Genomic DNA, 13,201 nt, shown 5'->3' with positions numbered 1-13,201 from the left:
CGCTTAGCAATCATTTTAGGCACCGTCTTTCACCCGATACCGGAGCAAAGTGGCGTCCCCTAGGGGATTCGAACCCCTGTTACCGCCGTGAAAGGGCGGTGTCCTAGGCCTCTAGACGAAGGGGACTTCAAGTCTTCTTCGCAGACGCTTGCTCATACTGCATTTCATCAGACAATCTGTGTGAACACTCACATTTCACCATCGTTGGTTAAGGAGGTGATCCAACCGCAGGTTCCCCTACGGTTACCTTGTTACGACTTCACCCCAGTCATGAATCACAAAGTGGTCAGCGCCCTCCAAAAGGTTAAGCTACCGACTTCTTTTGCAACCCACTCCCATGGTGTGACGGGCGGTGTGTACAAGGCCCGGGAACGTATTCACCGTAGCATTCTGATCTACGATTACTAGCGATTCCGACTTCATGGAGTCGAGTTGCAGACTCCAATCCGGACTACGACAGACTTTATGAGGTCCGCTTGCTCTCGCGAGGTCGCTTCTCTTTGTATCCGCCATTGTAGCACGTGTGTAGCCCTACTCGTAAGGGCCATGATGACTTGACGTCATCCCCACCTTCCTCCGGTTTATCACCGGCAGTCTCCCTTGAGTTCCCACCATAACGTGCTGGCAACAAAGGATAAGGGTTGCGCTCGTTGCGGGACTTAACCCAACATTTCACAACACGAGCTGACGACAGCCATGCAGCACCTGTCTCACGGTTCCCGAAGGCACTTCCGCATCTCTGCAGAATTCCGTGGATGTCAAGAGTAGGTAAGGTTCTTCGCGTTGCATCGAATTAAACCACATGCTCCACCGCTTGTGCGGGCCCCCGTCAATTCATTTGAGTTTTAATCTTGCGACCGTACTCCCCAGGCGGTCGATTTAACGCGTTAGCTCCGGAAGCCACAGCTCAAGGCCACAACCTCCAAATCGACATCGTTTACAGCGTGGACTACCAGGGTATCTAATCCTGTTTGCTCCCCACGCTTTCGCACCTGAGCGTCAGTCTTCGTCCAGGGGGCCGCCTTCGCCACCGGTATTCCTCCACATCTCTACGCATTTCACCGCTACACGTGGAATTCTACCCCCCTCTACGAGACTCTAGCCAACCAGTCTTAGATGCCATTCCCAGGTTAAGCCCGGGGATTTCACATCTAACTTAATTGACCGCCTGCGTGCGCTTTACGCCCAGTAATTCCGATTAACGCTTGCACCCTCCGTATTACCGCGGCTGCTGGCACGGAGTTAGCCGGTGCTTCTTCTGCGGGTAACGTCAATCGCAAAGTGTATTCAACCTTGCGCCTTCCTCCCCGCTGAAAGTACTTTACAACCCGAAGGCCTTCTTCATACACGCGGCATGGCTGCATCAGGCTTGCGCCCATTGTGCAATATTCCCCACTGCTGCCTCCCGTAGGAGTCTGGGCCGTGTCTCAGTCCCAGTGTGGCTGGTCATCCTCTCAGACCAGCTAGGGATCGTCGCCTAGGTGAGCCTTTACCCCACCTACTAGCTAATCCCATCTGGGTTCATCCGATGGCGTGAGGCCCGAAGGTCCCCCACTTTGCTCCAAAGAGGTTATGCGGTATTAGCCACCGTTTCCAGTGGTTATCCCCCTCCATCGGGCAGATCCCCAGACATTACTCACCCGTCCGCCGCTCGCCGGCAGGAAAGCAAGCTTTCCCCCGCTGCCGCTCGACTTGCATGTGTTAGGCCTGCCGCCAGCGTTCAATCTGAGCCATGATCAAACTCTTCAATTAAAAGTTTGATGCTCAAAGAATCTTACTGTTAGTTCGTAATGAATTAACTGTCAGTCACTCTTCAAGACTTTAATCTTTTTTTGCCTTTCGGCTGGGATAGTGTCTTGCGAGTGCCCACACAGATTGTCTGATTAATTTGTTAAAGAGCATTGGCAACCGGCTGTTTCTGCCGGGTTGCGAGGCTGCGTATCTTACGCTTTTCGCCTCCAGAGTCAAGCGATTATTTTCGCTTTTCTCTGCGGCCGTCGTGGCTTGTTTCAGCACATCGCCGGTCAGTGGTGGCGCATTATAGGGAGTTTTCTGGGGCTGGCAATAGTTTTTTTGAAAAAAATTTTCGTTTGATTAATTACACAGCAAAACACCATCTTATACCCATATACACATAGATTTATCCACAAAGAGATATTTTGATAAAATTTATCGAGCATCGCGCAAACGTTTTCGTTACAATTTGCGCAGGAAAAATCACCAAGTGTTTTTTTCAAATTGTTTTGAAATGTTATTGCAGAAACCCTTTTTTCTATCAATCAGTGGATTTTTCCCAATAACACATTCTTGTTTTATGAAATTCAAGGGATCACACCAATGCAACAGCTTCGTCCAATCCGTCGTGCCCTGCTGAGTGTTTCTGACAAAGCGGGGATTATTGAATTTGCTAAGGCTTTATCCAATCGCGGTATCGAACTGCTTTCAACGGGAGGCACTGCTCGTCTACTGGCCGAAGCAGGATTGAATGTCACCGAAGTTTCTGACTATACAGGCTTCCCTGAAATGATGGATGGACGTGTCAAAACACTTCACCCTAAAATTCATGGCGGCATCTTGGGTCGACGTGGACAGGATGATGAAGTCATGGCACAACACCAGATTTCACAGATTGATATGGTGGTCGTTAATCTTTATCCCTTTGCTCAAACCGTAGCAAAACCGGATTGTTCTCTGGAAGATGCCGTAGAGAATATCGATATTGGCGGCCCAACGATGGTTCGCTCCGCTGCTAAAAACCACAAAGATGTGGCGATTGTTGTCAATAGCCAAGATTATGACAAAATTATTGAGGAGATGGATAACAACCAAAATTCACTGGCACACGCCACTCGCTTTAATTTAGCTATCAAGGCATTTGAACATACCGCCGCGTATGACAGTATGATTGCCAATTACTTTGGCAAATTGGTTCCACCCTATTATGGCGAAGCCGACCAGCCATCAGGACATTTCCCACGCACACTGAATCTGAATTTCATTAAAAAGCAAGATATGCGTTATGGAGAAAACAGCCATCAAGACGCAGCTTTCTATATAGAAGAGCAAATCGCAGAAGCTTCGATTGCGACGGCAACCCAGTTACAAGGTAAGGCACTCTCTTATAACAATATTGCGGATACCGATGCCGCATTGGAATGTGTAAAAAGCTTCTCTGAACCTGCCTGTGTCATTGTCAAACACGCTAACCCTTGTGGTGTTGCGATTGATAGTGATATCCATGCCGCTTATGACCGCGCTTTTAAGACCGATCCAACTTCCGCATTCGGTGGCATTATTGCCTTTAACCGTGAACTCGATGCCAACACCGCTCAGGCCATTATTAAACGTCAATTTGTTGAAGTCATTATTGCGCCTTCTATTAATGAAGCGGCACTGCCAATTCTGGCAACAAAACAAAATGTCCGCGTCTTAGCGTGCGGAAAATGGCATTCGCCTGTTGCCGGCCTGGATTTCAAACGCGTCAACGGCGGTTTGCTGGTACAAGATCGCGATTTAGGTATGGTGACGAAAGATGACCTGGTTGTTGTATCCAAACGTCAGCCAACGAAGCAAGAGATGCAAGATGCCCTGTTCTGCTGGAAAGTCGCTAAGTTTGTCAAATCCAATGCGATTGTTTATGCCAAAGATAATATGACAATTGGTATTGGCGCCGGACAGATGAGCCGTGTTTATTCTGCCAAAATTGCCGGTATTAAGGCAGCAGATGAGGGATTGGAAGTTCAGGGTTGCGCTATGGCTTCAGATGCATTTTTCCCATTCCGTGATGGTATTGATGCTGCGGCCGCTGTGGGTGTGAGCTGTATCATCCAACCTGGTGGCTCTATTCGTGATGATGAAGTCATTGCCGCTGCCGATGAACACGGTATCGCTATGATTTTCACTGGCATGCGCCATTTTCGCCATTAATAGCTTATGTCTTATTAAATAGGAGGCTCAGATGAACATATTGGTTATTGGCAATGGCGGAAGAGAACATGCATTAGCCTGGAAAGCAGCACAATCACCTCTGGCAAGCAAGGTTTACGTCGCACCAGGTAATGCGGGTACCGCATTGGAAGCTAATTTAGAAAATGTGGACATTGCCGCAACAGATATTGAAGGATTGCTGGCATTTGCCCAAGATCATGATATTGGCCTGACCATTGTTGGGCCTGAAGCGCCATTGGTTATCGGTGTGGTTGATGCTTTCCGGCAGGTGGGACTGACCATTTTCGGTCCAACAAAGGCTGCAGCTCAATTGGAAGGCTCCAAAGCTTTCACCAAGGATTTCCTCGCACGTCATCACATACCTACAGCGGCCTACCAAAATTTCACAGAAATTGAACCTGCACTGGCTTACTTAAAAAAAGTAGGCGCTCCTATCGTTATCAAAGCAGATGGTTTGGCTGCCGGTAAGGGTGTGGTAGTTGCCACAACCATGAAAGAAGCACAAAACGCCATCAAAGACATGCTGGCGGGTAATGCTTTTGGCGATGCAGGCCACCGTATTGTCATTGAAGAATTTCTGGCTGGAGAAGAAGCCAGCTTTATTGTCATGGTAGATGGCAAAAACGTGGTCCCTATGGCAACCAGTCAAGATCACAAGCGCGTAGGGGATGGAGATGCAGGGCCGAATACCGGAGGAATGGGGGCTTATTCACCCGCGCCGGTAGTCACGGATGAGATCCACCAACGCGTGATGGAAAAAATCATCTATCCTACCGTGGCAGGAATGGCGGCTGAAGGTCATACCTATGTTGGTTTCCTTTATGCGGGATTGATGATTGATAAACAGGGTGAACCGAAAGTGATCGAATTTAACTGTCGATTTGGTGATCCCGAAACCCAACCTATCATGATGCGTCTACGTTCTGATTTGGTCGAACTATGTCTTGCCGGAGCCAAAGGCCAGCTAAGTGAAAAAACCTCTGAATGGGATGATCGTCCCGCCTTAGGCGTCGTGCTGGCGGCGGGGGGTTATCCGGCTAACTATGCCAAAGGTGACGTTATTAGCGGGTTAGAGAAGGAATCAGATGCTAATGAATCTGACGTCGATGAGAAAGTCTTCCATGCCGGGACAGCACTTAAGGATGAGAATATTATCACCGCAGGAGGACGTGTCTTATGTGTGACTGCCTTAGGTCACGATATTGCCGACGCCCAGAAAAAAGCTTATCTGAAAGCCGGACAAATTCACTGGGAAGGGTGCTTTTACCGTAAAGATATTGGCTACCGAGCTATTGCACGCTTGAAGTAGACCAGAAAATAACCCAACCTCCACCGACGGAAGTGACAGAATTACAGCTTATCTTTCGTCGGTTCCCAACGACAAAAATTATCATTGGCGACCAACAATAACTTTTTCCCTTCAGACGAATCCAACCATGCAATAGTCAGTAAACCGGAGCTATTGCTTTGCCTTTCTTCAAGCCATCTCTGCGCGTGAGGCTCAAATTCAATGAATAATTGCTTTCCTGAACACGTGGTAACTTGTCCATTCTGCCAATGCCCTTGTAACAACTTCACCTTATCTGCAATTAAAGTGTCACTGATTTTTTCTATCTGCTTGGCATTAAATTTCAGACGAGACACATCGTCATCGGACAACGGTTCATTACGTTCTTGTAATTGCCGGAGCTTAAAAATGACAGAATTATCTTGGGAGATACGTAACGTCTCTACGATGGGTGGATTATCAAACACATTGCGGCGGATTTGCCACAAGCTGCCATGCCGATATTCGTAGAAAGTAACTATGGTATCTTTATTATGAGGGGTTTTATTGTGGTAAGGGCTGTAAACACTCATGATAACCTGAGGTTTACTGCTTTGATCGTTTAAACGCCATAAACGAATAACACCGTTGTCAGTTACAAAACCGCTGGCACTGAAAAGAGGTGTTGTTGGCTGAATCGAACAGGCGCTGAGCAAAGAGATGACCCCTAATGCTAACAGCCCCTGTAGAATCAACAAAAGGGGTTTATTTTCCCCTCTTATCTTTTTTCGCAATTCGATTACTTAACTGCGTCTTTCAGTGCTTTACCAGCGGAGAAAGCAGGCACGTTTGCTGCTGCGATTTTAATTTCTTTACCAGTCTGTGGGTTACGACCAGTACGTTCTGCACGGTGATTAACTTTGAAAGTACCAAAGCCTACCAACTGCACTGCATCGCCATTTTTCAGAGATTCAGTAATTGCATTCAAAGTTGATTCCAGAGCGGCTTTAGCCTGAGTTTTGGTCAGGTCTGCGCCTGCTGCAATTGCATCAACTAATTCAGTCTTATTCATAGATTATCCTTACAGTGTGTTTATCGTTTGCAAAGCATCGAGTGCGACGGATATGCCGATTTGACAGCACCCCTGCATACACGCACCGATAGCCACTTCTTTTCGCCCCCCAATGTAGAACAGAGTGAGGGCAAATGTGAAGTCTTTAAATACGGTAAATCAAGCACTAAGTCACGTTTTATGCGTTATTGCGCCAGATTTATACCGATATTGCTAACCCCCATCTCACGGAGATCAGCCTTTAATCCTTTAATTAATTCGATGTCCCGTTCTTCGCAATTTGCCAACAAACGGTAAATCTCCCATTGAATGTCCCATTCTTCCTCAATGGCTGGTAATACTTTTAACTCATCCTCAGTCATTTCCCTACCGGCCTGCGTCATTTCCAGCATAGCAACAGTACGGATGGATATTTCGCTGACGGCTATTGCATGTTCTAACGTCGAGCCACTCAGACGAGAATGAATTACTTCACTCAATGCAATGCACGCATCAATCGCTGGATACACACCATAAATATCATAATCTTCTGATGATGGGATAATGGTTTCCAGTTTTTCCAGCTGATTATCAAAATTCACTTTTGCATCTTTAACGACCAAGATTTCCCACACTAGCTCCATAATGCGGCGATATTGTACAGGGTCTGCAAACCCGCTTTGGCAACAAAATGCCTGATAATTTGGATACATCCGCTCACATAGACTAGCCATAAAAGTCAAATGTTGCCAACTTTCGAGCTTCTCCAACCGCAGGTGGATCGGGTTTCTTAACATTGGTCGTTACTCATAATGCCTAATTTGCGTCGAAGTTTACCTGAAAATCAAGAATATCCACACTTTTCCGCCACAATTATAGATTTTTCTGTATTATTTGCCTAAAAAACACTCTATTTGAGGCAATCCCGTCCGCCCAACGGGTGGGTTCAGGCAGTTTATAACCCTTCATACACTGCTCAACCCAGAAGACAGCACTGTCAGTACTGATCCTATGCCCAAGGGAAATATAGAGCGGATTACATCTTTTTTTACTTCTCAATACGACACCAATTTGTTCACCGTGATCCATCAATGGCTGACGGTTTCCCTGAACTTCTCCTACCAGCGCATGTTCACCACACAAACGGCTTTTTGCCACCCCAATTGTGGGAATATCCACTAATACCCCAAAATGGCTGGCAATACCAAAACGACGAGGATGGGCAATACCCTGACCATCCACCATCATCAAATCAGGCCGCAAACTTAATTTTTTCCATGCAGCTATCAGTGCAGGATATTCACGAAATGAGAGTAAACCTGGGATATAGGGAAGTACCGTATCAATTCTGGCAATTTGGTATTCGACCAATTCTAGTGAGGGATATTGCAATACCGCAATAGCGGCACGCGTCACCATACCGCTTTTTTCAAACCCAACATCAGCACCCGCAATGAACCTTGGCGTAAGAGATGTAGAAAAAGCATCATGGTGGATAACCAGCCGTGATTTCTCTATTTGTTCCTGACGTAATGCCTTTGTATTAATCATAGAATCATTGATGGTATTTTACTGAAAGCCTATGTACTGCTTCAACAAATGCCCCTGCATGCTCTGGCGGAACATCCTGATGAATGCCATGCCCCAAGTTGAAAACATGCCCACTACCCACACCAAAATCTTGTAAAATTGTCGAAACTTCTTCTTCAATTCGTGCTGGCTGAGCATATAGCATGGAAGGGTCCATATTACCCTGCAAGGCAACCTTATCTCCAACGCGCCGACGCGCATCGGCAATATTCGTTGTCCAGTCCAAACCAAGAGCATCACATCCTGTTGCTGCCATCGCCTCAAGCCACTGCCCTCCCCCTTTGGTGAACAAGGTAACAGGTACTCGACGCCCTTCATGTTCGCGGATCAATCCATCAACAATTTTATGCATATATTGCAAGGAAAATTCCAGATAATCACGATGAGACAAAGCCCCGCCCCAAGTATCGAAAATCATGACAGATTGAGCACCTGCTTTTATTTGCGCATTCAGATATAGAATAACGCTGTTTGCCAATTTATCCAGCAACATATGCAATGTAGCAGGCGCCGTATACATCATGGCCTTAATCTTGGTGAAAGCTTTACTGCTTCCTCCCTCAACCATATAAGTTGCCAATGTCCACGGGCTACCAGAAAAACCGATCAAAGGAACTTGCCCTGCCAATGCCTTACGAATAGCACGCACTGCATCCATAACATAGCCTAACTCCAGTTCGGGATCAGGCACTGGCAATTTTTCTACATCAGCATGACTGAGAATCGGAGAATGAAAACGTGGCCCTTCCCCCGTTTCGAAATACAGCCCCAACCCCATCGCATCAGGAATAGTCAAAATATCGGAAAATAGGATAGCTGCATCTAGTGGAAAGCGGCGTAAGGGCTGGAGGGTGACTTCACAAGCCAATTCAGTGTTTTTACATAACGAGATGAAATCCCCCGCAGCCTGACGCGTCGCTTTATATTCAGGTAAATATCGACCGGCCTGACGCATCATCCATACCGGTGTGATATCGACGGGCTGACGCAATAAGGCACGCAGATAGCGGTCGTTTTTCAACTCATTCATGACAAGCTCCATTGATTAATTTATGCACGACAAACACATGAGAAAACTGGCGCAGTTTAACATGCCTGAATTTGAACTTCTGGCATAACCTCCAATAACGTGATGATTACTGATGACGGCATAATGCAACCGTATCTTCAATTAAACGGCGGGCAATCGTATCAGGGGGAGGAATCAAGGGAAGGTTATCATAACGATACCAATCTGCACTGATAAGTTCGACGGGGTCAACATTGATTTCACCGCTCTCATAATCAGCCAGAAAGCCCACCATCAATGAATTCGGGAAAGGCCACGGCTGGGAAGTAACATAACGCAAGTTACGGATCTTAATTCCGCTCTCCTCCATCACTTCACGATGCACAGCCTCTTCCAGAGTTTCCCCCACTTCAACAAAACCGGCCAGTACGGTATGAACCCCATTGCGATGACGCTGATGTTGTGCCAGCAAAATATGGTCATCACGGCGAATACCGACAATGATACTAGGCGCTATTTGTGGATAGTAATGTTCATGGCAATGGTTGCACAAACAGGCCCATTCACGCTGACTATGCTGCATCTCCTGACCACAATAACCACAATAGTGATGTGAACGATAAAACTCAGCCAATTGCACACCACGCCCGACCAATTGAAATAACTTATCATTCTGAGCAGCAACTAAACGGGGAGAGGACATATCTGAAGCCATTTTCTGACGCACCAACCAAACCGTTTCCCCTAACCACTCACCGATAGGTTGTGCTATATGGCCTTGCAATGCCCACTGATTGGCCGTACCTAAAGGTAATTCCCCTTGTGGTAGCCAAACCCGATTTTCAAGACTAACAATCCACCAGCCTTGTTCTCTACCTGTCAGTTTTTGTTGCATAATCTGTTCCATCGTTAGTTATGTGATTTATTACGTCTTCAATCTTGTGATACTAACCGCATTGGTGAATACTCTTCTTAAATAGGAGTCACAGTAATAAACTCCTGCTCCCAAAAACGGGGTTTTTACTGGGTGCATATCACCCACAACCTGAAACAGATAACCGATTACAACAGGGACGGGCTGACCTCGTTTATCGGTAAACGGCTGGTTTTGCTCTACCATAGTGTATCTGCTATTAATGAAGCCTTAGCCACGTGCAACCGCGATAACCCCGTTTTCTATTAAGATGAGGTGGATATCGATATCAACCCGAAAATCGGGGCCGATTGAACCTTGAAAGGGCAACGGAAAAAAGTGGTGACGCCGGGAAACAATGGTAAACATTGTCTGGCAGGCAAACCATCACACTCATTCTGGACTACAACACTATTCACAAAAGCCGCCGGACGCAACTTCGGCTAAAAAACAATCTTAAATTCAACCTGTTACTCCATCCTGTCTACTCGCCTTGAGTCAATGTGATTGAGAAACTTTGGCACGCTTTACATGAAACGATAACACGCAACCACAAGTGCAGATATATGTGGCAACTGCTCAGATAGGTTAAGCATTTTATGGATACGGTATCACCGTATCCCTGAAGTGGGCATGGAATAGCAAAAATGCAGCACAATTAAGATCAGCTATTTAGTATAGGTTTTCACTCTCAAAAGGGAGTATAAGATCACAAGTGCTTTATTCGAAGCAACCTACTTTTTGGGTTAAAAAACATTCGCAATCTTGCCCTGCATTTCAGGATCACTGGTTCAATCTTTCCACCAAATTATTAATAAAATCATTAGCACTGAGTGATTGCCCACAACTTGATATAATAAGATCTTCAAAATCAAAATAAGAACCTTTACTATATATCTTTTCACCTAGCCATTTTTGTATTTTGTTAAATTTACCTTGACTTATTTCTTTTTTAATTAAAATTTCCTTTTGTGCTTTATTAAATAACTGTGCAGAAATGACACCCCCAATTAAATAGCATGGAAAATAGCCAAAAAGACCAATTGCCCAGTGAATATCTTGCCATGGGCCTTCATAGCTATGAGGTGTTATACCGAGATATAAATTATATAAATAGCGCCATCTATCATTTAACTCTTTAACAGATAAATTACCCGAAATTAACTCCTTTTCTATTTTATACCTTATAATAATATGTGCTGGATAAGTAAAATCATCAGCGCTAACACGTATACCGCTTCTTTTAATTTTATTGAAATTATTCTTTAAATTATCTTTATTAAAATATTTCAGATATCCAAATTCTTTTTCTAGAATTTCAGATAAGTACTCCAAATATTCTTTTGAGTGACCAATTTGTTTTTCAAAAAAAAGAGCTATTCCTTCATGAAAACACATTCCTCGAGAATCACTAACAGGTTGCCCACGAAGTTTTTTTGGTAATCTACTTTCATAAGATGCATGTCCCATTTCGTGCATAATTGCTGAAATGCTTAATATAATATCATCTGGTTTGAAATAACTGCAAATTCTTATATCACCAGATATTCCACCAGTAAAAGGATGTGTGCTCTCATCTAACCTCCCAGTACTAAAATCAAATCTCATTTCAGACATTAATTCCTTTATAAATTTTATTTGTTGATTGACAGGAATCACTGGCCAATTATCTTTTTCTTCTACGAGATTTTTTCTTATAGATAAAAAATCTTTTGTAAATAATTCTATTTGATTGAATATAGGGACAATTAAATCATCTCTTAATCCTGGTTGTTGTTGTTCTAATAGTACATCGTAAGCACTTAAACCTAAACCATCACCTAATAAAAATGCCATTTCTCTTGTTAAGGTAACAACTTCTTCAAAATATTTTTCAAGATATTCCTGATCATATTGATTGGTTCTAACGCGCCAATGTTTTTCACATTTTGCGGTTTCTTTAGCAAGTTTATTAATAATATTTTTAGGTAATTTTTTTGCTATATTATGTAATCGAAATATCTCTCTTATATTAGCTTTCTGCCAATCATTGAGTATACTATTATCAATATAGTTTAGAAGCTCTATAATTTCATCACTTGCCAGTATCTCATACTGCATTGTACTGAGTAGAGATATTTGTTCTGATCTCAATAGATGACTACGTTTAGGTATCATCGTCCTACTATCCCATTGGAGGATCATGCTGGCACCATACAATAAGCTCCATTTATTCATTAATTTTTCTAATTTTCTATAATATTTCACTTCAGGATTCCTCCCACTTATAAATATATGCTGTATTCCAGTGTGAACCAATAATTAAATATCCGTCTTCAATAATTAAAGGTGATGAATGTATACCGGTTGGAGCAGTAATTTTCCAACGAAATTCCCCATTTAAATAGTTATGGCAATGTAGTGATTCTGAAAAATGGTTAGAATCATCACTTGTACCCACAAATATTGGGTCGCCATTAGGGAGGGAAGAAAACGGAGTATACACAAAACGGGTTCCTACATAATATTTCCATAAAATATCGGTAGTCAAAAGATTAATACCATAGATATTTTTATCATCACTACCTACAGTTGCTATATGTTTGTATCCAATGGATGGGCAAGAAACAACAAACCCTTCTGTTTGATGTATTGCACGTATTTCTCCTGTAGTAATATCAAAAATAATAATTTGACCATTCTCTTCAGTACCTATAATACCTGTGTTAATGCTATAATCTAAAGCAGCGCTCCCTTCAAATCTTCCTTCATTTATAATTTTCCAAAGTGTGGCTCCGAATCTGTTAAGGCAAATTAATGTCTTGTTAGTTCCAAAAATAATATTTCCTTCAATAGTTAAAGCTGGTGAGCTATAGATGTCATCTATAACCCCTTTTTCAAAATCTCGTTTCCATAGTAATTCCCCATTATTTATATTGATAGCATACATAGAGTGATCATAACTTCCCGCATAAACAATTCCAGTATTTTCATCTATTGTTGGTGTAGAATGGAATGCGTCAGTAGCATTGAATTGCCATAAGCAATGTCCATGGGAAGATATCATTCTCAGAGTAGAATCTTCTCCACCGATAATAAAATCACCGTTTTTTGTTACTGCCGGAGAACTATAAATAGGACCGTTTGTTTTTAACCGCCAAATTTTTTCTAATGTATTCAGGTGATAGCAATAAATATATCCATCATAACAACTTACAATGAATTTATTATTTCCAATTTCCCCAGGAATACTCCATACACGCTCATTAAAAGCTAAAACACCACATAATTTAGGCTGTTTTGTATAATCGTATCGTATAGTTGACCATGCTTTTTTGATACTTCTTAATGATTGTTTGTTTTTATACCAAGTGTTTTTTAAATGTAAATTAAATATAGTAGGATCATATGTCATTATTATTCCTTATATGAAAACATTATCTT

At 43.3% G+C, this 13,201-nt stretch carries 11 protein-coding genes, 1 tRNA gene, 1 rRNA gene and 1 pseudogene; 3 read left to right on the top strand and 11 right to left on the bottom strand.

Annotated features, from left to right (window positions below):
* Nucleotides 1-50: 50 nt before the first annotated feature.
* Together Xish_RS09690 and Xish_RS09685 are read right to left on the bottom strand one after the other, a co-directional pair.
* A tRNA-Glu gene (locus tag Xish_RS09690) sits at nt 51-126 on the bottom strand.
* Nucleotides 127-209: 83 nt separating this feature from the next.
* A 16S ribosomal RNA gene (locus Xish_RS09685) occupies nt 210-1,752 on the bottom strand.
* A gap of 585 nt (nt 1,753-2,337) precedes the next feature.
* Here Xish_RS09685 and purH point away from each other — a divergent pair.
* Entirely contained in the window at nt 2,338-3,927 is a 1,590-nt protein-coding gene (gene purH, locus Xish_RS09680; protein ID WP_099117689.1) for a bifunctional phosphoribosylaminoimidazolecarboxamide formyltransferase/IMP cyclohydrolase, read from the top strand.
* Nucleotides 3,928-3,958: 31 nt separating this feature from the next.
* Nucleotides 3,959-5,257, top strand: a complete 1,299-nt coding sequence (purD, locus tag Xish_RS09675; protein WP_099117688.1) for a phosphoribosylamine--glycine ligase — start codon at nt 3,959-3,961, stop codon at nt 5,255-5,257.
* A 41-nt stretch (nt 5,258-5,298) separates the two neighbouring features.
* Here purD and Xish_RS09670 read toward each other — a convergent pair whose 3' ends face one another.
* From Xish_RS09670 to Xish_RS18575, 7 genes are all read right to left on the bottom strand, one after another.
* Nucleotides 5,299-5,973 carry a DUF1481 domain-containing protein gene (locus Xish_RS09670; RefSeq protein ID WP_244185974.1) on the bottom strand — a complete coding sequence of 225 codons (675 nt, stop codon included), beginning with the start codon at nt 5,971-5,973 and terminating at the stop codon, nt 5,299-5,301.
* A 41-nt stretch (nt 5,974-6,014) separates the two neighbouring features.
* Nucleotides 6,015-6,287: a nucleoid-associated protein HU-alpha gene (gene hupA, locus Xish_RS09665; protein WP_010848914.1), complete on the bottom strand. Its 273-nt coding sequence runs from the start codon at nt 6,285-6,287 to the stop codon at nt 6,015-6,017.
* A 185-nt stretch (nt 6,288-6,472) separates the two neighbouring features.
* Nucleotides 6,473-7,063, bottom strand: a complete 591-nt coding sequence (locus Xish_RS09660) for a YjaG family protein (RefSeq protein ID WP_099117687.1) — start codon at nt 7,061-7,063, stop codon at nt 6,473-6,475.
* Nucleotides 7,064-7,139: 76 nt separating this feature from the next.
* Nucleotides 7,140-7,817, bottom strand: coding sequence for a deoxyribonuclease V (gene nfi, locus Xish_RS09655; protein WP_099117686.1), 678 nt, complete (start codon nt 7,815-7,817; stop codon nt 7,140-7,142).
* 4 nt (nt 7,818-7,821) lie between these two features.
* A complete protein-coding gene (gene hemE, locus Xish_RS09650) occupies nt 7,822-8,886 on the bottom strand; it encodes a uroporphyrinogen decarboxylase (protein WP_099117685.1) in 1,065 nt (354 codons plus the stop codon).
* A 106-nt stretch (nt 8,887-8,992) separates the two neighbouring features.
* Complete coding sequence (gene nudC, locus Xish_RS09645) at nt 8,993-9,760, bottom strand: NAD(+) diphosphatase (protein ID WP_208614817.1); 768 nt, start codon at nt 9,758-9,760, stop codon at nt 8,993-8,995.
* A 30-nt stretch (nt 9,761-9,790) separates the two neighbouring features.
* Nucleotides 9,791-9,985 (bottom strand): hypothetical protein, encoded by a 195-nt coding sequence (locus tag Xish_RS18575; protein ID WP_167383248.1) that lies wholly within the window; start codon nt 9,983-9,985, stop codon nt 9,791-9,793.
* Between the two features lie 3 nt (nt 9,986-9,988).
* On the opposite strand from Xish_RS18575, the pseudogene Xish_RS18935 reads away from it, so the two are divergent.
* Nucleotides 9,989-10,404, top strand: a pseudogene (locus Xish_RS18935) (transposase); the annotation flags it as partial.
* Between the two features lie 157 nt (nt 10,405-10,561).
* On the opposite strand, the gene Xish_RS09635 reads toward Xish_RS18935, so the two are convergent.
* The gene (locus Xish_RS09635; protein WP_099117684.1) at nt 10,562-12,025 is read right to left on the bottom strand and encodes a carboxypeptidase M32; all 1,464 of its coding nucleotides are present in this window, start codon (nt 12,023-12,025) and stop codon (nt 10,562-10,564) included.
* 1 nt (nt 12,026) lies between these two features.
* On the bottom strand, nt 12,027-13,172 hold the full coding sequence (locus Xish_RS09630; protein WP_099117683.1) for an outer membrane protein assembly factor BamB family protein: 1,146 nt from the start codon (nt 13,170-13,172) through the stop codon (nt 12,027-12,029).
* Between the last annotated feature and the right edge of the window lie 29 nt (nt 13,173-13,201).

The organism is Xenorhabdus ishibashii (assembly GCF_002632755.1).
In the GTDB taxonomy this organism is placed as follows: Bacteria; Pseudomonadota; Gammaproteobacteria; order Enterobacterales; family Enterobacteriaceae; genus Xenorhabdus; species Xenorhabdus ishibashii.
Note: the sequence above shows the minus strand (reverse complement) of the source record. Positions and strands in the feature narration are given on the sequence as shown.

Coding starts and splice junctions, on each gene's coding strand:
- purH (WP_099117689.1), top strand. CDS start 2,338: ATGCAACAGCTTCGTCCAATCCGTCGTGCCCTGCTGAGTGTTTCTGAC.
- purD (WP_099117688.1), top strand. CDS start 3,959: ATGAACATATTGGTTATTGGCAATGGCGGAAGAGAACATGCATTAGCC.
- hupA (WP_010848914.1), bottom strand. CDS start 6,287: ATGAATAAGACTGAATTAGTTGATGCAATTGCAGCAGGCGCAGACCTG.
- Xish_RS09660 (WP_099117687.1), bottom strand. CDS start 7,063: ATGTTAAGAAACCCGATCCACCTGCGGTTGGAGAAGCTCGAAAGTTGG.
- nfi (WP_099117686.1), bottom strand. CDS start 7,817: ATGATTAATACAAAGGCATTACGTCAGGAACAAATAGAGAAATCACGG.
- hemE (WP_099117685.1), bottom strand. CDS start 8,886: ATGAATGAGTTGAAAAACGACCGCTATCTGCGTGCCTTATTGCGTCAG.
- nudC (WP_208614817.1), bottom strand. CDS start 9,760: ATGCAACAAAAACTGACAGGTAGAGAACAAGGCTGGTGGATTGTTAGT.
- Xish_RS18575 (WP_167383248.1), bottom strand. CDS start 9,985: ATGGTAGAGCAAAACCAGCCGTTTACCGATAAACGAGGTCAGCCCGTC.
- Xish_RS09630 (WP_099117683.1), bottom strand. CDS start 13,172: ATGACATATGATCCTACTATATTTAATTTACATTTAAAAAACACTTGG.